The organism is Arsenicicoccus dermatophilus (genome assembly GCF_046267915.1).
Lineage (GTDB): Bacteria > Actinomycetota > Actinomycetes > Actinomycetales > Dermatophilaceae > Arsenicicoccus > Arsenicicoccus dermatophilus_A.
Map to the genome: position 1 here is coordinate 1,903,896 of NZ_CP176520.1, position 22,630 is coordinate 1,926,525.

A 22,630-nucleotide genomic window follows, 5' to 3' on the forward strand; every position below is an offset into this window, starting at 1 on the left:
TTTCGCGTCAGCGGGCGCGCGGGTGGGCCTCGGCCCAGACCTCGCGCAGCCGTTGCACGGTGACCATGGTGTAGATCTGCGTCGTCGTCACGTCGGCGTGCCCGAGCAGCTCCTGCACGACGCGCACGTCCGCCCCGCCCTCGAGCAGGTGGGTGGCGAAGGAGTGCCGCAGGGTGTGCGGGGAGACGTGCGCGGTCAGCCCGGCCCGCTGCGCGGCTGTCTGGACGACGGCCCACGCGCTCTGGCGGGACAGGCGCCGGCCGCGCTGGTTGAGGAACACCGCCGCGCCGCCCGAGCCCGCCTGCGCGAGGGTGGGCCGGCCGCGGACGACATACGCCGCCAAGGCTTCTCGGGCGAAGGAGCCCAGCGGCACGAGGCGTTCCTTGCCACCCTTGCCGAGCAGCCGGACGACCGCCTGCTCGTCCGGGACGCCCGGCCCGGGCAGGTCGTCCAGGTCCAGCCCGACGGCCTCGCCGATCCGCGCGCCGGTGGCGTAGAGCACCTCGAGCAGGGCCCGGTCCCGCAGCGAGACCGGGGTGTCCCCCAGCGACGCCGCCGCCAGCAGCCGCTCCACCTCGGCGATCCCGATCGCCTTGGGCAGGCGCCGGGCCGGCTGGGGCGGACGCACCTCCCGCGCCGGGTCCTGGGCGGTGATCCCCTCGACCAGGAGCCACCTGTGCAGCCCGCGCACGGCGATCAGGGTGCGGGCCGCGGACGAGACGGACAGCGCCGGTCGCCCCGGCGCGCCGCCGACCCCGGGCTCGGACGTGCGCAGGTGCGCGAGGAAGGACGAGACGTCCTCCTCGCGCACCTGCGCGATGTCGGTGATGCCGCGCCCCGCCAGGAAGTCCTGGTAGCGGCGCAGGTCGCGGGCGTAGGACGCCAGCGTGTTGCGGGAGTGGCCCCGCTCCACGCCGAGGTGGTCCAGCCACCCGCGGGTCGCGCGCTCCGGCGTCAGCGCAGGACCTCGTCCAGGTCGACGCAGGACATGTCGAAGGCGTCGGCGACGCCCTGGAAGGTGACCTCGCCGTCGTAGGTGTTCAGGCCCAGGGCCAGCGCGTGGTCGGCCTTGAGCGCGTCGCGCCAGCCCTTGTCCGCGAGGGCCACGGCATACGGCAGGGTCGCGTTGGTGAGCGCGTAGGTCGACGTCATGGACACCGAGCCCGGCATGTTGGCCACGCAGTACATCGTCGAGCCGTGGACCTGGAAGGTCGGCTCGGCGTGCGTGGTGGGCCGGGAGTCCTCGAAGCACCCGCCCTGGTCGATGGCGATGTCGACGAGCACCGAGCCCGGCTTCATCTGGGAGACCAGCTCGTTGGACACGAGCTTGGGGGCCTTCGCGCCGGGGATCAGCACCGAGCCGATGACCAGGTCGGCCTCGCGGACGGCCTTCGCGACCTCGAAGGAGTTGGACGTGATCGTCTGCATGTGGCCCTGATAGATCGCGTCGAGGTAGCGCAGCCGGGCGATGTTGATGTCCAGCAGGGTGACCCGGGAGTGCATGCCCACGGCGATCTGCGCGGCGTTGAGGCCGGCCACACCGGCACCGAGGATGACGACGTTGGCGCCCTGCACGCCAGGGACGCCGCCCATGAGCACGCCGCGACCGCCGTTGGTCTTCATGAGGTAGTAGGCGCCGACCTGGGTGGCCAGGCGACCCGCGACCTCGGACATCGGGGCGAGCAGCGGCAGCGAGCGGTCGGCGAGCTGCACGGTCTCGTAGGCCACGGCGGTGACCTTGCGCTTCTTGAGCTCCTCGGTCAGCGGGCGGTCGGCGGCGAGGTGCAGGTAGGTGAAGAGGGTCTGGCCCTCCTGCATCCGGTGGTACTCGGCCTCGATCGGCTCCTTGACCTTCAGGACCATGTCGGCCTGGCCCCACACGTCGTCCGCGGAGTCGATGATCGTGGCACCCGCGGAGGTGTACTCCTCGTCGGTGATCGAGGAGCCCGCACCGGCGCCCTTCTCGATGACGACCTCGTGGCCGTGGGTGACGAGCTCGTGGACGCCGGCGGGGGTGATGGCCACCCGGAACTCGTTGTTCTTGATCTCGCGGGGGATGCCAACCTTCATGACTGCTCCTGTCATCGCGGGGACCTCGTCGTCCCCGTCCCGGTGCCGCCAGGGGTGCGGGCGGCGGACGCAGCAGCGAGTCTACGCACGGCCGGGTCGGGCGTCCCGGCGGGGTGGGCAGGGCCAGACTGGTCCCATGAGGTTGTATGCCGCCACCCCCGCCCGCCGCGTCGGCCAGGTCCTCGGCGACCTGGGTCTCCTGCTCTGGATCGCCTTGTGGGTGTGGGCAGGTCGCCTGGTCACCGACACGGTCGCCGCCCTCGCCGAGCCGGTCGTCGGCATCAGCACCCGGGCCCGGGACCTGAGTCGGTCGATGCACGATGCCAGTGCGTCGGTGGGCGACGTGCCCATGGTGGGCGACAAGCTGCGCGTGCCCTTCGACAAGGCGTCCGGCACCGGGGACGGGATCGCCCAGTCCTCGACGGCGCTGGTCGACCAGATCCACCAGGTCGCCACGGTGCTCGGGATCGTGGTCACCGCCATACCCGTGGTCCTCGCCGCGGTCTGGTGGCTCTCCCGGCGGTTCTCGTTCATCCGCCAGGCGACCGTCGCGCAGCGGTTCCTCGACGCGGACGCCGACCTGGACCTGTTCGCGCTGCGGGCCATGGCCGCCCAGCCGCTGCCGGTGCTCGCCCGGGTGTCCGACGACCCCGTCGGGGCGTGGCGGCGGCGGGACCTGGACGTCATCCGGCGGCTGGCGACCCTGGAGCTGCGCGAGCACGGGCTGCGCCCGCCGCGGGCCGCGGGGACGCCGGGAGCGACGCCGACGACGTCGCCCGACCCCGCACCCGCACCCATACCTAGGCGCAGCGTGACAGGTCGTACCCCCGAGTAACGGCACCACCCGCGACCGGGTCACGGGGCGGGCCCCGGCACCGTGCCGCGCACCGCAGGGTTCCAGACTGGACCCGACCAGTCCCTGCCGCCCAGGACGTGATCCGATGCCCCACCAGTCCCACCCCGCCTCCCGCCCTCCCGCCTCACGCCACCCCGTCTCCCGCCGCGCCGTCCTCGGCAGCACCGCCGCCGCGCTCGTGGGCCTGACGGTCACCCCCTCCGCCCGCGCCGCGGCCCTGTCGTTGACGGCCGCCCGCGCGGTCACGACCGCCGGCACCACCCTGGAGGCGGCCGCCGCCCCCGCCGGCGCGACGGGCTACCGCCGCCTCACCGCAGGACCCGGCTACCCGCTCGTCGTGCGCGAGGAGCTCGCCACCGCGCGCCCGGGCCGGGACGAGCGCCGCACCGGGCGCCTCGCCTTCGCCCACCTCACCGACCTGCACATGCTGGACGCCCAGTCGCCGGTCCGCTTCGAGTGGCTCACCCTGGTCAACGGCAGCGCCTTCCGGCCCCACGAGGCGCTGGGCACCCAGGGCGGCGTCAGCCTGGTGCGTCGGCTCAACGCGATCACCGCCGCCCCGTGGACCGGGCTGCCGCTGTCCTGCGCCGTCTCCACCGGCGACAACACCGACAACCACGAGCACGTCGAGCTGGACTGGTTCATCCGGGTGCTGTCCGGGGGCGAGATCACCCCCAACACCGGAGCGGCCACCCGCTGGGAGGGCGTCCAGGCCAGCGGCGACAAGCGCTACTACAACCCCGAGCTGCCCGTCGTCGACCGCTACAAGGCTGCCGGGTTCCCGCAGCTGCCCGGGTTCCTGGACCGGGCCATGGCCACGCACTCCTCCCCCGGCCTGTCGATGCCCTGGTACGCCGTCTTCGGCAACCACGACGACTCCATCTCCGGGGTCCTGCCCAGCGCCTCCCCGCTCGCGGCGGCCTACACCGGCTCCCTCAAGCTCAACGGCTTCCCCGACCCCGAGGCCGCCGCCGCCCTGCAGAAGGCCGTCACCCACCCCGGAGTGGCCGCCCCCGCCGCCGCGGACACCCGGCCCACGAGCAGCTGGCGGGTGACGCCGGACGCGCGTCGGGCGCCGTTCACCCCGCAGCAGTTCATGGCCGCGCACCTGCGGGCCGACGCCACCGGCCCGGGCCCGGTCGGTCACGGCTTCACCCAGGACGCCGTCGACTCCGGTCGCGGCTACTACACCTTCCCGCTCGCGCCGGGCATCACCGGGATCAGCCTGGACTCCACCAACCGCGCCGGCTGGACCGACGGCTCCATCGACGACGTGCAGTGGCGCTGGCTGGCGGACGTGCTCACCCGCGGCAGCTCGCGGTACGACGACTGGGCGGGCGTCGAGCGTCGGCACCAGGTGCAGGACGAGCTGTTCGTGCTCTTCAGCCACCACACGTCCGGGACCATGGGCAACCTCGCGCTGCCCCTCGACGGCACGGGCATCCGGCACGCCGGCGTCGAGCTCGTGGCGATGCTCAAGCACTACCCCAACGTCCTGGCCTGGGTGAACGGCCACACCCACGCCAACAAGATCACCGCGCAGCGGGGTCGCACGCCGGCGCACTCCTTCTGGGAGATCAACACCGCCAGCCACATCGACTTCCCCCAGCACGCACGGTTGATCGAGGTCGCGGACAACGCCGACGGGACCCTGTCGATCTTCACCACGCTGGTGGAGTCGGACGCGCCCTACCAGGCGTCATACACCGACGGCTCGCCGCAGGCGCTCGCCTCGGTCTATCGCGAGATGTCCTTCAACGACCTGCACGCCGACCTCGGCCAGCTGGGGACCCCCGCCGACCGCAACACCGAGCTGCTGCTGGTCAACCCTCTGGCCTGAGCGCCGCCTCCGCCCTCCTCACCCGCCGCCCCACCCCCATCCTCTGCGGATCGGGTGCGTCACCCGCCGGATTCCGGCGGGTGACGCACCCGATCCTGGTGGACTCAGGTCAGGCCGGGTGGGGTGTGGGGCGGTAGCGCGAGCCCCGGACCATCCGTAGCGTCGCCAGACCGATCAGCAGCAGGAAGCCGCCCAGCAGTCCCCAGAACCAGCCCTCCGGGAGGACGGCGTCACCGCGTCGGGCCGACACCACCGTCAGCCCCTCCATCGCGGTCACGAACGCCAGGGTCGACGCCGTCATCAGCCACAGGTCCTCGCGCACCAGCCGCTCGAAGGTCACCAGCCTGCGGGGTTCGTCGAGCCACCACTCCTTGTGCGGCGCGTTGATCCCGTCGGGCCACACGAAGGACAACCGCGACAGGAACGGCATCGAGAGCACCAGCAGCCCGACGGGCAGCGAGGTGATCAGCCACTCGGTGCGGCCGCCCCACCGGTCCGGGTGACCCGACCCGTCACCCCAGTGCAGCGGCACCCGCTCGGGCAGCATCCGCCAGGACCAGACGAGCACCCCGACCCAGGCGCTCACGGCCAGGGCGGCCAGGACCCGCACCAGCGGCTCCATCGGCTCCCGCGGCAGCTCCCGTGCTGTGCGCGCCACCTCGGCGCGGCGTCGCTCGCGCTCCTGCCAGGTCTCGTCCGCCTGCGTCATACGTCCGAGCATATGCCGCCCCCCTCTCACCCTCGCAGGATCGTGTGCGTCCGCAGCCGGATTCCGGCGGGCGACGCACACGATCCTGGACGAGGGGGGTGGGGGTGGGCGTGGTGCGGGGGTCAGGCCTCGACGCGCTGCAGCGTGGGGTGCAGGTCCTCGGCCGGGGGCACCCAGGTGTCCGAGCTCGCCTCGACCTGCTCGCCGGAGCGGATGTCCTTGACCGAGTCGGGCGCGCCGTCGGCCCCGAGGAACCACACGAAGGGGATCGACCGCCGGTCGGCGAACCTGATCTGCTTGCCGAACTTCGCGGCGCTCGGCGCGATCTCGGTGGGTATGCCGCGGGACCGCAGCTCTGCGGCGACGGCCCGGGCCCGGGGCCGGTCCTCCTCCACGCCGAGGGCGACGACCACGCACGTCGGCGTCGGCCGCGTGGCGGTGACCAGGCCACCGGCGACCAGCTTCGCGAGCAGCCGGGACAAGCCGATGGAGATGCCGACGCCGGGATAGGTGGTCCGCCCGTCGGAGGCCAGCGCGTCATACCGCCCGCCGGAGCAGATCGAGCCGTAGGCCTCGTGCCCGACCAGCTGGGTCTCGTAGACCGTGCCGGTGTAGTAGTCCAGACCGCGGGCGACCCGCAGGTCGGCGACGAGGACGCCGGGCCGCTCGGCGATCGCGGCCTCCATGACGGCGGTGAGCTCGGCCAGGCCCTCGTCCAGGGTGGGGTGGCAGACCCCGAGCGCGCGCACCCGGTCGGCGAAGGACGTGTCCTGCGAGGAGATCTCGGCCAGCCGCAGGCACTGCGAGATCTGCTCGTCGGTCGCGCCGGCGGCGGCCAGCAGCTCGGTGACGCCCTCCGGGCCGATCTTGTCGAGCTTGTCCACGATCCGCAGGGTGCCGACGACGTCGGTCAGCCCCAGCCCGAGGTAGAAGCCCTCGGGGATCTTGCGGTTGTTGACCTGGATCCGGTAGTCGCCGATCGGCAGCCGGCTGAAGACGTCGGCGATGACGAGCGGCATCTCCGCCTCGTGGTGCGCAGCCAGCTCGCCCACGTCGACGATGTCGATGTCGCACTGGGTGAACTCGCGGAAGCGACCCTCCTGCGGACGCTCGCCACGCCAGACCTTCTGGATCTGGTAGCGCCGGAAGGGGAAGGTCAGCCTGCCGGCGTTCTCCAGGACGTAGCGGGCGAACGGCACGGTCAGGTCGAAGTGCAGGCCGAGCGCCTTGTCCGGGTCGTCGGCGTCCTTGTCGTCCGCGTCGGCGGCGAGCCGGTGCACGCCGTAGATCTCCTTGTCGGCGTCACCACCCTTGCCGAGCAGGCGCGACACGGGCTCGACCGCGCGGGTCTCGACGCTGACGAAGCCGTGCAGCTCGAAGGTCTCGCGGATCACGTCGAGGAAGGCCTGCTCGACGACACGCTCGGCGGGCAGCCACTCCGGGAAGCCGGACAGCGGGGCGATCTTGGTGCTCACTGGTGGTCAGAGTCCTTTGAGGTAGGGGTTGGTCACGCGCTCACGCGCCATCGTGGAGGCGGGGCCGTGGCCGGGCAGGACGAGGGTGTCGTCGGCCAGGGGCAGCACGACCTCGCGCAGGGAGCGCATCATCGCGTCGTGGCTGCCGCCGGGCAGGTCGGTGCGGCCGATGGAGCCGGCGAAGAGCACGTCCCCCGCGAGCAGGGTCTGCTCGGCCTCGACGGGGACCCCGTCGGGCACGCCGGGGAGCGTGAACATCACCGACCCCTCGGTATGCCCGGGGGCGTGCAGCACGTCCACCCCGAGGCCGGCGAGGTCGAGGTGCTGGCGGTCGGCGACGGTCTGCACCGCGCTCGGCTCCCGCCAGGTCATCGCCGCACCGAACTGCCGCTCGAACATCCGCACCAGCTGCGGCTCCAGGTCCCTGGCCGGGTCCGCGAGACGATAGGCGTCGTCGGCATGGATGTATGCCGTCAGGTCCGCGTCGTCCCCGGTCGTGCAGACCGGCGTCACCGACCACACGTGGTCCAGGTGACCGTGGGTGAGGAGCACCGCGGCGGGCTTGAGCCGGTGCTCGCGCAGCAGCGCCTCCAGCTGGTCGACGACGCCGAAACCGGGGTCGACCACGAGGCACTGCTCCCCCGCCGCCGGGGCGACGACGTAGCAGTTGGTGGCATAGGCCTGCGCCGGGAATCCGAGTACGAGCACCGACCCAGCCTAGTCGGGCGCCCCATCCCGCCGCGAAAACCGGGCCTGTCGCTGCCCTCCTCGCCATACGTCATCCCTAGACTGCACAGCGTGACGAAGGAGCAGGACAAGGCCAGGGCGCGCCGGCGCGCCACCCGGGTCGAGACCAAGCGGGCCCAGCAGTCCGCCCGCACCGCCCACCGACGGCGGCTGCTCGCGGTGCTCGCCACCGTGGCGCTGGTCCTCGCGATGGTGGTCGGGGTGACCATGACCCTGGGCCAGGGCGATCCCTCCGCCACCCCGTCGACCGGCGGCACCCGCACCATCGCCCCCTCGCCGCAGGCCACCGTCGCCCCCACCGCCGCGGGCAGCGGGGCCGCCGCGGCCGGGCTGGACTGCTCCACCCCGCCCTCACCCCAGGCCACCCCCAGCACCTGGCCCTCGGCCCCGGACGCGGCCACCGCCGCGGGCAAGACCTGGGTCGCCACCATCGAGACGAACTGCGGGCCGATCACCGTCGAGCTCGACGGCAAGGCCGCCCCGCAGACCGTGGCGTCCTTCCTCTTCCTCGCGCGGCAGGGCTACTGGGCGCCGAGCCCCTGCCACCGCCTGACCACGTCCGGCATCTACGTCCTGCAGTGCGGTGACCCCACCGGCAGGGGCAACGGCAGCCCGGGCTACGGCTATGGCGTCGAGCATGCGCCGGCCGACGGCACCTATCCCCGCGGCACCCTGGCGATGGCGCGCACCAAGGACCCCAAGAGCAACGGCGGGCAGTTCTTCGTGGTCTACAAGGACACGCAGCTGGCCCCCGCAGGCGGCGGCTACTCCATCTTCGGCAGGGTGACCGCCGGGCTGGATATGGTGGACCGCATCGCCGCAACCGGCGTCGACGACTTCATGGGTCCCGGCGACGGCCATCCGAAGACCGCGATCTCCATCCTCAAGGTCTCCGTCACAGAGAAGAAGGCATGACCGTGTCCAACCAGCCCGAGCAGACCTCCGCCCACCCCGACTCCGAGGTCGACGCCGCCGTGTCGGCCGAGTCGCCCGAGGCCGCACCCGCGGAGGTCGGCGTGGAGCCCGCCACCGCCCCGGGAGGAGGCGCCGGCCAGCCCACCACCGACGCCCGGGCGACCACCCAGGGCGCTCCCGAGACCGAGGTCGCGGCCACGGAGGCCGCGGACTCGAGCCTGCCCGAGACCGATCAGCCTGCCGCCCCCGCGGCCGCCGCCGCGGGGGCCCCCGCCACCGGCGAGGCGGCCGACGCCAGCCAGGGCGCCAAGGCCGGTCCCGTCGAGACGGTCGCCAAGGTCGGCGGAGCGGTCCTGGGGGCGCTCACCGGCGCCCTCGGCGGTCTGGTCTCCGGCGGCGACACGACCAGGGATGCCCCGCAGGCCACGGATGGCACCGACGCCGCCGGGAGCCCCGACGACGACAACGGCATGCAGGCCCCGCCGTCGGCCGCTGGCGAGACCTCCACCCCGGCGCCGGCGACCACCGGCGCGGACGACATCTGCCCCGACACCCAGGAGGAGGCCGAGCGCGTCGCGTCCTCCGAGGGTGCCGAGCCGGTCGTCGTCGCGACCCCGGACGGCACGGTCGGGGCCGCGTCCCAGGACGACACCACGCCCGCCGAGACGTCCAGGCTGGCCACCGGGACGTCCGGCGTGCCAGCCACGTCCGACAGCACGTCCGAGGCGAGGCCCGCGCAGCCGTCGGCCCCGGCCGCCCGCCCGGGGGCCCCCTCGCCCGCCACGGTCAAGCCCAGCCCGGCGGTGATTCCGCGCCCGTCCTCGGCCACCGCGTCGACGGTCGCACCCCCGGCAGCCACGCCGAGCAACGCCGCGACCTTCGGTCGGGTGGCCGAGGACGGCACCGTCTTCGTCCGCACCCCGGACGGTGAGCGCGCTGTGGGCTCCTACCCCGGCGCGTCCGCCGAGGACGCACTCGCCTACTTCGCCCGCAAGTATGACGAGATGTGGGCGGCCGCCGAGCTGCTCTACCACCGCGTCCTGCAGACCGGCCTGTCCGCCAAGGAGGCCACCGACGACCTGGCCAAGCTGCGCGAGCACGTCGGCGAGGCCAACGTCGTGGGCGACCTGCCGCAGCTGGACGCCAAGATCGAGTCGATCGCGACGGCCATCGAGGCCCGCAAGCAGGTCGAGGCGACCGAGCGTGCCGCGGCGCGGGAGCAGGCCCGGACCGAGCGCGAGGCGATCGTCGCCGAGGCCGAGCAGATCGCCGCCCAGGATCCCGCCAAGACCCAGTGGAAGTCCTCGGGCACCCGCATCCGCGAGCTGCTGGACGAGTGGAAGCAGCACCAGCGCACCTCCGCCAAGCTCGACCGCGAGACGGAGAACGCGCTGTGGCAGCGGTTCTCGCACGCCCGCAACTCCTTCGACAAGGCTCGGCGCGTCTACTTCGCCGAGCTGGAGTCCACCCAGACCGAGGCCAAGGCCACCAAGGAGCGCCTCGTCGCGGAGGCGGAGAAGCTGTCCACCTCCACCGAGTGGGGCCAGACGGCGGGCGCCTACAAGCGCCTCATGGACCAGTGGCGCCGGGCCGGTCGGGCAGGCCGCAAGGACGACGACGCGCTCTGGGCCCGGTTCAAGGCCGCGCAGGACGCGTTCTTCGACGCCAAGGACGCCCAGTCGGCTGAGGAGGACAAGGAGTTCCGCGCCAATCTGGAGGTCAAGGAGGCGCTGCTCGTCGAGGCCAGGGCGCTCCTGCCGATCACCGACCTGGCCGCGGCGAAGGGCAGGCTGCGCACGATCCAGGACAAGTGGGACGCGGCCGGCAAGGTGCCCCGCTCGGAGATGGGTCGCATCGAGGGCGAGCTGCGCAAGGTCGAGCAGGCCGTCCGCGACGCCGAGGACGCTCGCTGGAAGACGTCCAACCCGGAGGTCAACCACCGCGCCTCCGCGTTCGCCGAGCAGATCGAGAGGGCCCTGGAGAAGGAGAACAAGGCGCTGGAGCGGGCCAGGGCCACCGGCGACGCCGCCACGATCGCGAAGGCCGAGGAGAACCTCGCCGCGCGCCGTCGGCTCCTCGAGATGGTGCAGCGCGCCCAGTCCTGACCTACCGCCGGTCGTCGGATCCGCCGGGCTTCGTTACCCAGGCGGATCCGACCACCCCCGGCGGTCGGGTGGCTCGGGTCCTTCGACCGACCCCAGGTGTATGCCGAGCCGCGGCGCCTCCTCCCGCAGGGAGGGGGCGCCGCGGCCGTCGTACCCCGGCCGCCCCTCGTGGCCCTCCCGACCGGAGAGAGACGATGACGCAGTCCGAGATCGCGCGCCGCCTGGTGGCCGAGCACGGCCGGACCTTCGCCGAGGACGCCGGGATCGACCTGGCCGACGAGCCGGGCTCGCTGTGGCAGCTGCTGGTGCTCACCCAGCTGCTCTCGACCCGCATCGCCTCGACGGTGGCCGTGCGGACGGCCCGCGAGCTCTACGACGCCGGATGGACCACGCCCCGGAGCCTGCGTGCGAGCACCTGGCGCTCGCGCGTCGACGCGCTGGGGCGCGGTGGCTATCGGCGCTACGACGTCAGCACCGCCACCCGCCTCGACGAGAACGCCGCGCTGCTGCTCGACCGGTGGGGCGGGGACCTGCGGCGGCTGCATGCCGAGGCCGGAGACGACCCTCGCGAGATCACCCGGCTGCTTCAGGAGCTCACCGGCATCGGGCCCACGGCGGCTGCGATCTTCCTGCGCGAGGTTCAGGTGGTGTGGCCGCAGGTCGGCCCCCAGGTGGATGCCTTGGTCCGCCAGGGCGCGGCGGCCGCCGGCCTGCCGACCACGGCGCCCGAGCTCGCGGCACTCGTGCCTGCCCAGGACCTCGCGCGCCTGTGCGCGGCGCTCGTCCGGGTGGCCCGCAAGCCTGCCCTGCTCGACGCCTGAGCGTCGATCCCTTCACCACGCCTGCTCTCCCGCCTCCGACCGTGCGAGCCAGCCACGAAAGTTCACGAACGATCTTGTTCTATTTGCTCTAGAACAAATAAGATTTGTTCCATGCTCATCACCATCGATCCGGAATCCGCCGAGCCGCTGTACGGCCAGCTCGTCGGCGAGATCCGCGGCGCGATCCTGCGCGGCGAGGTCGGCCCCGGCGACAAGCTCCCGGCAGCCCGCGACCTCGCGGCCAGCCTCGGAGTCAACATGCACACCGTCCTGCGGGCCTACAACACCCTGCGCGACGACGGCGCCGTCGAGCTGCGCCGCGGTCGCGGGGCCGTCGTCACCACCAAGGGCCTGGACACCGCCGAGCTCGAGCAGACGGCGCGCACCTTCCTCGAGGCCGGCCGACGACACGGCCTCACCCTCCCCCAGCTGCACGATCTCCTCGACCAGGAGGCCCGGTCATGACCAACCACGACAGCACCCAACCCACCAGCACCCAGCCCACCAACGCTCACCCCGCCGGTGCTGCCCACACCACGGACGCCACCGACGCCGCCGCCCGTCGCCGGCAGCTGCTCGTCGCGGGCCCACCGCTCCTGCTCGCCGTCCTCGGCAGCCTCGGCGCCGTCGCCCTGTGGTGGGGCCGGGTGCCGTCCCGGATGGCCAACCACTTCGACGCCCACGGCGTCCCGAACGGCTTCGAGTCCCGGAGCACCTCCCTCGGCGTCCTCCTGGCCTTCGTCCTCGTCCCCGCGCTCGCGCTGCTGGCCCACCTCACGCGTCGTCGACCGGGCGTGAGCGGCGCCTCCCGCTACCTGGTCGCCGGCGTCGTCGGCCTGACCCTGGTCATGGCCTTGCTGCTCGTGCGCCAGCTCGTCGTCCACCTGGACGTCGCCCGCGCCGAGGACGTCCGCAACCCCGTGCTCGGCGGGCTGCTGTGGACCCTGCCCGCGCTGCTGGTCGCGCTGGTCGTCTGGCGCCTGTGCCCGGACCGCGCGCCGGGTATCCACGCCCTCCAGCCCGCCCGCCCCACCGCGCTGCGTCCGGGCGCCCGGGCCGTGTGGACCTCCCGCGCCGAGGCGCCGCGCTGGTTGCTCGTCGTCCTGGCCGTCGCCTTCGTCATCGGTCTGGTCGCCCCGGTCGTGACCCGCAGCTGGCAGAGCGCGCTGGTGCCCGCCGTCATCCCGCTCGTCGGGGCGATGACCTCCGCGGTCACGGTCACCGTGGACCGGCGCGGGCTCACCTGGCGCACCCCGCTCGGCTGGCCCCGGGGCCGGATGCCCCTCGACCGGATCACGTCGGCGGAGGCGACCCAGGTGACCATCGGGGAGTACGGCGGCTGGGGCTACCGGATGGGCGCGCACGGCCCGGCCGTGGTCATCCGCAACGGCGCGGCCCTGCGCGTCACCGCGACCTCCGGCCGGCACCTCACCATCACGGTCGACGACGCGGCGACCGGCGCCTCGCTCCTGCGGACCCTCACCGCCCGGTCCTGACGCCTGGGCGGATGCCGGCCCCGGCCTCCGGCATACGCCCAGGCCGGCCGGGTGCCGGCTGGGTGCCGGCCGGGGCCGCGCGGGTCGGCCACCCTTGCCCGCCCCCCAGGCACCGCGGACCCCGAGCCGCTCCTTAGGATCGAGCCCGGCCGCCTCGCCCCCGCTCGTCGCCCCCCGTGGGGACCGGCAGCTCGGGCTCCCCACCGACGTGGGCCCGAGGCCCGGGCGGCCGCCCGCCGCCCGACCGGGCGCGGTGCACGCCACCGAGGAGAGGCAGCCAGCCATGGCCACCGTCCACGACCCATCCCCCATCAGTCCGCCGGCCCGCTCGTCCCGGGAGGACCGAGGCTTCCTCGGTCACCCGGGTGGCCTTGCCTGGATCTTCCAGATCGAGCTGTGGGAGCGCTTCTCCTACTACGGCATGAAGGCGATCCTGCTGTACTTCATCGTCGACACGATCGCCAACGGCGGCCTGGGCATCCCCAAGTCCACCGGTGAGGCCGTGGTGGCGACGTACGGCGCGGCCGTCTACCTGCTCGCCATCCCCGGCGGGCTCGCGGCCGACCGGCTGCTCGGCGCGTGGCGGTCGACGTTCTACGGCGGCATCATCATCATGCTCGGCCACATCTGCCTGGCCCTGCCCGCCGCGGCGACGGCCTGGCTGGGCATCTGCCTGGTGGCCTTCGGCACCGGCTTCATCAAGCCCAACCTGTCGACCATGGTCGGCGAGCTCTACGACCAGGACGACCCCCGGCGCGACGGTGGCTTCCAGATCTTCTACATGGCCGTCAACATCGGCGCGTTCTTCTCCCCCCTGGTCGTGGCCGCTCTCAAGGACCGGTGGGGTTACCACGTGGGCTTCTCCGCCGCCGCCGTCGGCATGGCCTTCGCCCTGGTCACCTTCCTGCTGAGCCGCAAGACCCTCCACGGCATCGGGATGACCGTCCCGAACCCCCTGACGGGCAAGGACCGTTCGCGCCTGGCGCTGGTCACCGTCGCGGTCGTCGTGTGCACCGGGCTGATGTACCTGCTGTTCTCCGCCCTCGAGGGCGGGGAGACCACGTCCGCGATCGTCGACACCGTCGCGGCGCTGTCCATCCTGGCCGGCATCGGCTACTTCTGGATGATGTTCCGCAGCCCGCAGGTCACCGCCAACGAGCGTAGCCACCTGGCGGCCTACCTGCCGATGTGGGTCGGCGGCGTGATGTTCTTCATGATCTTCGAGCAGGCCTCGGTCAAGATGGCGACCTTCGCCTCGGACAACACCCAGCTGTCCCTGGGCGGGGTGAAGATCAACCCCGAGTGGTACCAGTCGGTCAACCCCTTCGCGATCGTCCTGCTGGCGCCCCTCGTCGGCTGGTTCTTCACCCGCCGCGCCGGCCGGTTCCCGCAGACCCCGGCGAAGTTCGCCCTCGCGGTCACCCTCATCGGTCTGAGCGCCCTGCTCATGGGCTGGGCCTACAGCACCTGGCCGGGCGGCGACCGCCTCTCGCCGGCGTACTTCCTCGCCATGGTCTTCGTCGTGCAGACCGTCGCCGAGCTCTTCCTGTCCCCCGTCGGCCTGTCCGCCACGACGATGCTCGCGCCCAAGGCCTTCGCCAGCCAGTCCATGGCGCTGTGGCTGCTGACGTCCGCCGTCGGCCAGGGCGTCGCCGCCCTGCTCATCAAGGGCATGGCCAAGCTCTCCGACGCGACGTTCTACTACACGCTCGGCGCGATGACGCTGGTGTGCTCGCTCATCCTCTTCGCGCTCGTCCCCTGGACCCAGCGCAAGATGAAGGACGTCGAGGACATGCGCCGCGAGGCCGCCGACTCCGCGCGGGCGGCTCGCACCCACTGAGTCGTCAGTCGGTATGGCGGAGGGAGCGGTGCCCAGGCGCCGCTCCCTCCGGCATACGCCCGGGGTCCTCAGCGTCCCAGGGCCGCCGCTGTCAGCTCGGACAGCCGCGTCCGCTGGCGCCCGTGCTCGTCGAAGTTGTCGTCTGCCAGCCACCGCTCGTAGGCCGGCCGCAGGCGACGCCACTCGTCGTCGGTCATGGAGTACCACGCGGTGTCCCGGTTACGGCCCTTGTAGACCATGTGCTTGCGGAAGGTGCCTTCGTAGGTGAAGCCGTACCGCTCCGCCGCGGCCCGGGAACCGGTGTTGAGGTCGTCGCACTTCCACTCGTAGCGCCGGTAGCCGAGCTCGTCGATGGCGTGCCGCGCCATGAGGTACATCGCCTCGGTGCCGCCGCGGTGGTGCTGCATCTCGGGCGAGTAGAGGATGGTCCCGACCTCGATCACCCCGTCGGTCACGTTGGCCCGCAGCCACGACGCGGTGCCGACCACCCGGCCGGTCTCGTTGCCGACGATGGCCAGGGGGATCTGCGTCGGGTTGTCCATCGACTTGCGCAGGTAGGCCGCCAGCTCCGTGGTGGTGCGGAAGGGCCCGGCCGTCATGTAGGTCCACAGCCCCTCGTCGCCCTCTCCGCAGGTCAGCTCGAACAGGTCGGACACGTGGTCCGTCGTCAGGTCCACGAGGGTGACCTCGTGCCCGACGAGCCGGACCCCGCGCGGGAGGACCACCGGGTGCCAGCCCCACACGTCGTCCCCGATGGGCTGGTCACGCTCGTTCCTGCGCACGACGGCTCCTCGTCACGCCACCGGCCTGCGCCGGGGGCGGGTATGGCGGAAGGGTTCCGCGGACTACTGCTGCTCCATCTTGCGGGAACCACCGACGCGGCTCACCTCGAAGACGCCGTCGACCTTGCGCACCGCCCGCATCACGTGCTCCAGGTGAGCGGGATCACCCATCTCGAAGGTGAACTTGAAGATCGCGACCCGGTTGGTCGTGGTCGAGGAGGCGCTCGAGAGCAGGTTGACGTGCAGGTCGGCGAGGACCCGGGTGACGTCGGCCAGCAGCCGGGAGCGATCCAGACCCTCGACCTGCATCTGGACGAGGAACACCGAGGACGCCGTCGGCGACCACTGGACGTCGATGAGACGCTCGGGCTCGCTGAGCAGGTCGGCGGCGTTGGTGCAGTCCCGCAGGTGCACCGACACCCCGTGGCCGCGGGTGACGAAGCCGATGATGTCGTCGCCCGGCACCGGCGTGCAGCACTTGGCGAGCTTGACCCACACGTCGTCGGTGCCGACAACGACCACGCCGGGGTCGGTGGCGCGGACGCGGCGGGTGCGCCTGGACGCGGGCGAGATCGTCTCGGCGGCGTCCTCGGTCAACCCCTCCTCGCCGCCGGCCTGGGCGAGCATGCGCCCGACGACGTGCTGGGCGGAGATGGTGCCGGAGCCGACCGCGGCATACAGCCCCGCGATGTCGGACAGGTGCAGCTCACGGGCCAGCGCGGTCAGCGACTCGACCGAGGTGAGCCGCTGCACGGGCAGCCCCTGCTTGCGCAGCTGCTTGGCGAGGGCGTCCTTGCCCGCCTCGACGGTCTCCTCGCGTCGCTCCTTGGAGAACCAGCCGCGGATCTTGTTGCGCGCCCGAGGGCTCTGTACGAAGTTCAGCCAGTCGTGGCTGGGCCCGGCGTCCGGCGCCTTGGAGGTGAGCACCTCGACGACGTCGCCGTTCTCCAGCCGCGACTCCAGCGGCACGAGCCGGCCGTTGACCCGCCCCCCGATGCAGCGGTGACCCACCTCGGTGTGCACGGCGTACGCGAAGTCGACCGGCGTGGACCCGGCCGGCAGCCCGATCACCTCCCCCTTGGGGGTGAAGACGAACACCTCCTGGGTGTTGATCTCGAAACGCAGCGAGTCCAGGAACTCCCCCGGGTCGCTGGTCTCGGACTGCCAGTCCACGAGGGTGCGCAGCCAGGACATGTCGGTCTGGCCGTCCTCGGTGGGCATCGCCCCGCGCGGCCCGTCCTCCTTGTACTTCCAGTGGGCCGCGACGCCGAACTCCGCGCGCCGGTGCATGGCGTGGGTGCGGATCTGGATCTCCACCGGGTTGCCGCCCGGGCCGATCACCGTGGTGTGCAGCGACTGGTACATGTTGAACTTGGGGGTGGCGATGTAGTCCTTGAACCGCCCGGGCACCGGCGTCCAGCGGGCGTGCATCGCCCCGAGCGCCGCGTAGCAGTCGCGCACCGACTCCACCAGGACCCGGACCCCGACGAGGTCGAAGATCTCGTCGAACTCCTTCCCGCGCACGATCATCTTCTGGTAGACGCTGTAGTAGTGCTTGGGCCGCCCGGTCACGGTGGCCTTGATGCGGGCCGCGTCCAGGTCGTGCAGCACCAGCTCCCGCACGCTGGCGAGGTACTCCTCGCGCGCCGGCGCACGCTCGGCCACGAGGTGCTCGATCTCCTCGTAGACCTTGGGGTACAGCGTCGCGAAGGCGAGGTCCTCCAGCTCCCACTTGATGGTGTTCATGCCCAGGCGGTGCGCCAGCGGCGCGTAGATCTCGAGGGTCTCGCGGGCCTTCTTGGCCGCCGAGGAGGCGGGCACGTAGCGCCAGGTGCGGGCGTTGTGGAGGCGATCGGCGAGCTTGATGACGAGGACCCGGATGTCGCGGGCCATCGCCACGACCATCTTGCGAACCGTCTCGGCCTGGGCGGCGTCGCCGTAGGTCACCTTGTCGAGCTTGGTCACCCCGTCGACGAGCCGGGCGATCTCGTCACCGAACTCGCGCCGCAGCTCGTCCAGGCTGTATGCCGTGTCCTCGACCGTGTCGTGCAGCAGCGCCGCGGCGATGGTGGACGGCGGCATGCCGAGGTCCGCGAGGATGGTGGACACCGCGAGCGGGTGGGTGATGTACGGGTCGCCGGACCTGCGCGTCTGGCCGCGGTGGCAGCGCTCGGCGACGACATAGGCCCGGTCGATGATGCTGGTGTCGGCCTTGGGGTGAGTCAGCCGCACCGACCGCAGGATCGGCTCCAGCACGGGATGCGCCGAGGACCGTCCCCCGAGCCGGGCCAGCCGGGCCCGCATCCGCGCCGGTGCCAGCAGCGGCGCGGGCGGCTCGTTGATCGGGGCGCCCGCCGTCGCCGACGCGACCGGACCACGACCGGCCACCGAGGGGTCAGGCTCGGCACGCAGGGCGGTGGCGTCCTCGGCGGGGCTCGTCATCCCGTCATCCTAGGTGGTGCTCAGGCGTGGACGAGCGAGATCACCCGACGCCCCGCCAGCCGCTCGCGGCCGCCCAGGGCGTCGATCTCCAGCACGAACTCGCACGCGGAGACGATGCCGCCGCACCTGTCCACCAGGGCGCAGGTCGCGGCCGCGGTGCCGCCCGTCGCCAGCACGTCGTCGAGGACCAGGACCCGGCATCCGGGGGCCAGCGCGTCGGCGTGCATCTCCAGGGTCGCCTGACCGTACTCCAGCGTGTAGTCCGCGCTGACCGTCGCGCCGGGGAGCTTGCCCCCCTTGCGCACCGGCACGAAGCCCACGCCCAGGGCGTAGGCGACGGCTGCCCCGAGGATGAACCCCCGGGCCTCCATGCCGACGACGACCTCGCAGTCGCCCCGGTGGCGGCGGGCGATGTCGTCGACCACGGCCCGCAACGCCGGCCCGTCGGCGAGCAGCGGGGTGAAGTCCTTGAACAGCACGCCCTGGGTCGGGAAGTCGGGGATGTCGCGGATGAGCCGCGCGACCAGGGCGGCAGTCTCCTGCAGCTGCTGGTCGCGCGGCTCGGTGTCGGTGTGGGTCACGCGGGAGAACCTATCGCGTCGTGACCCTCGGGTCACCGCTTGGACCGCGGGGTCCGTCGGGGCTGGTTGCGCGGCCCCGTCTGGGTGGCGTTGGGGTGCAGCGGGCGGCGTCCGCCGGAGGCCGCCGGGTGGACCGGCCGCTCGCGCGTGCCCGCCGCCGCCCCGGCCCGGGTGGCCCCGCCGACCGGGCGGGTGGATGTCGTGGCCGAAGTGGCACCGCCGCCCCGCGTGGCCGCACCCGTGGCGACGAGCTCTCCCTCGTCGCGGGTCGTGGAGTGGGTGTCGTGACGGCCGAGGTCGGACGTCAGCACGCCGGAGAAGTTCGCCCCGCCGCGGGACTCCTGGAAGCGGCGGGCACGACGGGCCTGCTCGCGCATCGCCGGCTCCCGCTCACGCAGCAGCGCGAGCACCGGGGTGGCGATGAAGACCGAGGAGTAGGCGCCGACGAGGATGCCGACCAGCAGCACCAGCGCCAGGTCGAGCAGCACGCCCGGGCCGATGATCAGCAGGCCCACGACGAGCACCACCGTGACCGGGAGCACCGACATCATCGAGGTGTTGATCGAGCGCACCAGCGTCTGGTTGACGGCGAGGTTGGCGGCCTGGCTGTACGACTGCCGGCCCGTGTGCTCGGCCGCCCGCACGTTCTCCTTGACCTTGTCGAAGACCACGACGGTGTCGTAGAGCGAGTAGGCCAGGACGGTGAGGAAGCCGATCATCGTCGCCGGGGTGATCTCGAAGCCGAGCAGCGTGTAGAGCCCGACGGTGATGACCATGTCGTGCACCAGGGCGATCAGCGCCGCCAGCGACATCTTCCAGGTGCGGAAGTACAACGCCAGGACGATGGAGACGATCAGGAAGAAGATCAGCAGCGCCCGGAGCGCCTGCTGGCTCACCGTCTGGCCCCAGGACGGACCGACGAAGGTGCTGGAGACGGCGTCGCGACCCACCGAGAACCGGTCGGCGAGGGCGTTGGACACCGCCTGGGTGGGGCCCTCCTCCAGCTTCTCGGTCTGGACCCGGATCGAGCTGCCACCCACCTTGGTCACCGTGACGTTGCCGGCCTGAGAGCCGGCCTTGGCGGCCGCAGCCTCCACGGTGTCCTTGGCGCGGGTCTCGAAGCCGGTGGTGTCGGAGATGCCGGCCACCCGGAACTCCGAGCCGCCGCGGAACTCCAGACCCAGGTTGAGTCCCTTGAGCGCCAGCGCTCCTGCGCACAGGGCCAGGACGAGGCCGGAGATGGCGAACCACAGCCAGCGGCGGCCGACGTAGTCCAGGCCGCGGCGACCGGTGTAGAGGTCGTTGCCGAGATCGGAGATCCTGCTCACAGCACGGCCCCGCCTTCCTTGGAATAGCTCGCGTCGCGCCCGCGGGCCGCTTCACGCTCGGCCTCGAGGGCCGCCAGCTCGGCGTCCGGGTCACGGAACTGACCACGACCGCGGTAGCGAGCGGGCTTGGCCCCCAGCGCCTTCGGGTCGAAGCCGGACATCGGGTGACCCTCGCCGAAGAAGCGGGTGCGGGACAGCAGCGCCAGCATGGGATGGGTGAAGAGGAACACGATGACCACGTCGATGAGCGTGGTCAGACCGAGGGTGTACGCGAAGCCGCGCACGTTGCTCGACGCGAGGAGGTAGAGCACCACCGCGGCGATGAGGTTGACCAGGTCGGAGATGATCACGGTGCCCTTGGCCCGCTGCCACCCCGCCTCGACGGCCGCGGGGATGGAGCGGCCCTCGCGGATCTCGTCGCGCACGCGCTCGAAGTAGATGATGAACGAGTCCGCCGTCATACCGATCGACAGGATCAGACCGGTGACTCCCGCCATCGAGAGGCGGAAGTTCTGGGACCAGCCGAGCAGGGTGATCGAGACGTAGGTCAGCGCCGCAGCCGCGAGCAGGGAGGCGATGGTGACCAGACCCAGCGCGCGGTACTGGAACAGCGCGTAGAGACAGACGAGCAGGAAGCCCGCCAGACCGGCGAGCAGACCCTTCTGGAGCTGGTCCGCACCCAGGGTGGGGCTGACCGTGTCCTGGGTCTCGACCCGGAAGGACATGGGAAGCGCACCGAACTTCAGCTGCTGGGCGAGCGACTGGGACGAGGCGTCCGTGAAGCCACCGGTGATCGAGGACTTGCCGTCGTAGATCGGGACCGTGATGCGGGGGGCGACGATGACCTCTCCGTCGAGCACCGAGGCGAACTGGTTGCGCGGCTGCGGCAGGGTCAGCAGCCGCTTGGACAGGTCCGCGAACTTCTTGCCGCCGTCACCGGTCAGCGTCAGGTTGACGCCGTACTCCGTGCCCGTGCCACCACCCTGGGTGGGCTGCAGGCCGGCGGTCGCGTCGGCGATGTCGGCGCCCTCCAGCTCGGCCGGGCCGAGGATGTACTTGTCCCTGCGGTCGGTGGAGCAGGTGACGATCGGCTTCTTGGGGTCGTCGTCGACCTTCAGGTCGAGGTTCTTGTCGGTGCAGTTCAGCTTCTCGAACTGCGCCTGCAGCTCCGGCGTGATCCAGGCCGGGTCGCTGGCGTCCTTGGGAGCCGCACCGGGGGTGGTGGCGGCCGGCGCGAGGGGGCCGGCCGGGGTGGTGGCGGTCGGGGTCGAGGCCGGGCCGGCGGGCTTCACGGCCGGCGCCGCAGGCTTCACGGACGTGGCGGGCGGCTTCGCGGGCGTCGCCGCGGGCTTCACGGGCGTGGCGGCGGGTGCCGGTGCCGTGGCCGTCGCCGTCGCTCGCGGCGCGAGCTGGGCGGCAGCCGGGGGCACGAGGGCGCCGGCCGAGCTCGGGGTGGCGGTGGCAGCCGGCTTCGCGGGCGAGGCCGGCGGCTTCGCCGGAGTGACCACCGGCTTCGCGGGTGTGCCCGCGGGCTTCGCCGGAGTGACCACCGGCTTGGCCGGAGTGACCACCGGCTTGGTCGGGGTGGCGGTGGGCGTGGCCGGCGTGGCTGCCGGAGCGGTCGCGCCCGGCACCGGCACGCCGCTCGCCGTGGCGGTGGGCTGCGGCGTGGCGGCGCCGACAGCCTCGATCAGGACCGGGCGGAAGCGCATCATCGAGGACTTCTTGAGCGAGTCCACGGTCTCCTGCGGCGTGCCCTTGGGCAGGTTGACCACGATGTTGCGGCCGCCCTGCGTCGACACCTCCGCCTCGGCGACGCCGGAGCCGTCGACACGCTTCTGCATGATGTTGACGGCCTCGTTCATCCGGGACTCGTCGAGGGCCTGCCCACCCTGGACCTGCGGGGCGAGCACGACCTGCGTGCCTCCCGCGAGATCCAGACCGAGCTTGGGGGTCCACTGGGCGGAGCCCCAGGTGGTCACGCCGGCGAGCAGCGCATAGAGGCCGAGGAGGAGCACGAAGAACCAGGTGAGGGTCCGGCGCGCTCCTCTCGTGCGGGGATTGCGGGCCATCAGTCGGCTTCCTTGGGTGATGCGGTCGGGACGGGCAGGACGCCGCCCGTGCGGGGGGCGTTCTCCGGAGCCTCGCCCAGCAGGGCGCGCTCGTCGAAGGTCAGGACGACGCCTGGGGCCACCTCGAGGCGGGCGAACCCGTCCTCGCGTGACCTCAGGGTGCCGACGAGGCCGGAGGTGGTGAGCACCTGACGGCCGGGGCGCACGGAGGCCAGGGTCGCCGCGGACTCGGCCTCGACCGCCCGCCGGCGCCGGCGGGCGGCGAACCACAACCAGGCCAGCGGCAGCAGGGGCAGCAGGACCATCAGCACCGGCAGCACACCACCGTCGTCCGCCGCGGCGGTGGCCACGGCGAGCACAGTCAGTGGGGTCATCGGCTGCTCTCGGTCGGTATGGCGGCCCACCACACCCCCGCGATCACCACGGTGGGTGACGACGGGAGCACCGTGGGCAACGGTGTGTGTTCCTTTTCGGCAGTCTACGGGGCGTGCCGCTCCTGCAGCCAACCACCACGCCCGCCCGCCCCGCCACCGCGTCCACCCCCGAAGCGC

The 22,630-nt window shown here is 72.5% G+C and carries 19 protein-coding genes; 8 read left to right on the forward strand and 11 right to left on the reverse strand.

Going from position 1 to position 22,630, the window contains the following annotated elements; genetic code table 11:
* Positions 1-7 precede the first annotated feature (7 nt).
* Complete coding sequence (gene xerD / locus ACK2IS_RS09235; protein ID WP_409485652.1) at positions 8-958, reverse strand: site-specific tyrosine recombinase XerD; 951 nt, start codon at positions 956-958, stop codon at positions 8-10.
* Entirely contained in the window at positions 955-2,070 is a 1,116-nt protein-coding gene (ald, locus tag ACK2IS_RS09240) for an alanine dehydrogenase (RefSeq protein ID WP_409483051.1), read from the reverse strand. The genes xerD and ald overlap by 4 nt, the downstream gene beginning before the upstream one ends.
* 136 nt (positions 2,071-2,206) lie before the next feature.
* On the opposite strand from ald, the gene ACK2IS_RS09245 reads away from it, so the two are divergent.
* Together ACK2IS_RS09245 and ACK2IS_RS09250 are read left to right on the forward strand one after the other, a co-directional pair.
* Positions 2,207-2,905 (forward strand): hypothetical protein, encoded by a 699-nt coding sequence (locus tag ACK2IS_RS09245; protein ID WP_409483052.1) that lies wholly within the window; start codon positions 2,207-2,209, stop codon positions 2,903-2,905.
* 106 nt (positions 2,906-3,011) lie between these two features.
* Positions 3,012-4,766 (forward strand): TIGR03767 family metallophosphoesterase, encoded by a 1,755-nt coding sequence (locus ACK2IS_RS09250; protein WP_409483053.1) that lies wholly within the window; start codon positions 3,012-3,014, stop codon positions 4,764-4,766.
* A gap of 109 nt (positions 4,767-4,875) precedes the next feature.
* On the opposite strand, the gene ACK2IS_RS09255 is transcribed toward ACK2IS_RS09250, so the two are convergent.
* The 3 genes from ACK2IS_RS09255 to ACK2IS_RS09265 all read right to left on the reverse strand — a co-directional run bounded on the left by ACK2IS_RS09255 (position 4,876) and on the right by ACK2IS_RS09265 (position 7,658).
* Positions 4,876-5,475, reverse strand: coding sequence for a DUF1648 domain-containing protein (locus tag ACK2IS_RS09255; protein ID WP_409483054.1), 600 nt, complete (start codon positions 5,473-5,475; stop codon positions 4,876-4,878).
* A 122-nt stretch (positions 5,476-5,597) separates the two neighbouring features.
* Entirely contained in the window at positions 5,598-6,950 is a 1,353-nt protein-coding gene (gene hisS, locus ACK2IS_RS09260) for a histidine--tRNA ligase (protein WP_409483055.1), read from the reverse strand.
* Between the two features lie 6 nt (positions 6,951-6,956).
* A complete protein-coding gene (locus tag ACK2IS_RS09265; protein ID WP_409483056.1) occupies positions 6,957-7,658 on the reverse strand; it encodes an MBL fold metallo-hydrolase in 702 nt (233 codons plus the stop codon).
* A 90-nt stretch (positions 7,659-7,748) separates the two neighbouring features.
* Between ACK2IS_RS09265 and ACK2IS_RS09270 the strand changes: the two genes are divergently transcribed.
* The 6 genes from ACK2IS_RS09270 (at position 7,749) to ACK2IS_RS09295 (ending at position 14,874) form a co-directional block, all read left to right on the forward strand.
* Positions 7,749-8,612, forward strand: a complete 864-nt coding sequence (locus ACK2IS_RS09270) for a peptidylprolyl isomerase (RefSeq protein WP_409483057.1) — start codon at positions 7,749-7,751, stop codon at positions 8,610-8,612.
* On the forward strand, positions 8,609-10,717 hold the full coding sequence (locus ACK2IS_RS09275) for a DUF349 domain-containing protein (protein ID WP_409483058.1): 2,109 nt from the start codon (positions 8,609-8,611) through the stop codon (positions 10,715-10,717). Before ACK2IS_RS09270 ends, ACK2IS_RS09275 begins: the two co-directional genes overlap by 4 nt.
* A 194-nt stretch (positions 10,718-10,911) precedes the next feature.
* Positions 10,912-11,538: an endonuclease gene (locus tag ACK2IS_RS09280; RefSeq protein WP_409483059.1), complete on the forward strand. Its 627-nt coding sequence runs from the start codon at positions 10,912-10,914 to the stop codon at positions 11,536-11,538.
* Positions 11,539-11,649: 111 nt separating this feature from the next.
* Positions 11,650-12,003, forward strand: a complete 354-nt coding sequence (locus ACK2IS_RS09285) for a GntR family transcriptional regulator (RefSeq protein ID WP_409483060.1) — start codon at positions 11,650-11,652, stop codon at positions 12,001-12,003.
* Entirely contained in the window at positions 12,000-13,034 is a 1,035-nt protein-coding gene (locus tag ACK2IS_RS09290) for a DUF1648 domain-containing protein (protein ID WP_409483061.1), read from the forward strand. Before ACK2IS_RS09285 ends, ACK2IS_RS09290 begins: the two co-directional genes overlap by 4 nt.
* Positions 13,035-13,317: 283 nt before the next feature.
* On the forward strand, positions 13,318-14,874 hold the full coding sequence (locus ACK2IS_RS09295) for a peptide MFS transporter (RefSeq protein ID WP_409483062.1): 1,557 nt from the start codon (positions 13,318-13,320) through the stop codon (positions 14,872-14,874).
* A gap of 68 nt (positions 14,875-14,942) precedes the next feature.
* Here the strand turns inward: ACK2IS_RS09295 and ACK2IS_RS09300 are convergent, their stop codons facing one another.
* The 6 genes from ACK2IS_RS09300 to ACK2IS_RS09325 all read right to left on the reverse strand — a co-directional run bounded on the left by ACK2IS_RS09300 (position 14,943) and on the right by ACK2IS_RS09325 (position 22,453).
* On the reverse strand, positions 14,943-15,656 hold the full coding sequence (locus tag ACK2IS_RS09300; RefSeq protein ID WP_409483063.1) for a GNAT family N-acetyltransferase: 714 nt from the start codon (positions 15,654-15,656) through the stop codon (positions 14,943-14,945).
* A 63-nt stretch (positions 15,657-15,719) separates the two neighbouring features.
* Positions 15,720-17,960: a RelA/SpoT family protein gene (locus ACK2IS_RS09305; RefSeq protein ID WP_409485653.1), complete on the reverse strand. Its 2,241-nt coding sequence runs from the start codon at positions 17,958-17,960 to the stop codon at positions 15,720-15,722.
* Between the two features lie 158 nt (positions 17,961-18,118).
* Positions 18,119-18,679: an adenine phosphoribosyltransferase gene (locus tag ACK2IS_RS09310; RefSeq protein ID WP_409483064.1), complete on the reverse strand. Its 561-nt coding sequence runs from the start codon at positions 18,677-18,679 to the stop codon at positions 18,119-18,121.
* 32 nt (positions 18,680-18,711) lie between these two features.
* Positions 18,712-20,007 carry a protein translocase subunit SecF gene (gene secF, locus ACK2IS_RS09315; protein WP_409483065.1) on the reverse strand — a complete coding sequence of 432 codons (1,296 nt, stop codon included), beginning with the start codon at positions 20,005-20,007 and terminating at the stop codon, positions 18,712-18,714.
* A complete protein-coding gene (secD, locus tag ACK2IS_RS09320; RefSeq protein ID WP_409483066.1) occupies positions 20,004-22,079 on the reverse strand; it encodes a protein translocase subunit SecD in 2,076 nt (691 codons plus the stop codon). Before secD ends, secF begins: the two co-directional genes overlap by 4 nt.
* The gene (locus tag ACK2IS_RS09325) at positions 22,079-22,453 is read right to left on the reverse strand and encodes a preprotein translocase subunit YajC (protein WP_409483067.1); all 375 of its coding nucleotides are present in this window, start codon (positions 22,451-22,453) and stop codon (positions 22,079-22,081) included. The genes secD and ACK2IS_RS09325 overlap by 1 nt, the downstream gene beginning before the upstream one ends.
* Positions 22,454-22,630: the final 177 nt, after the last annotated feature.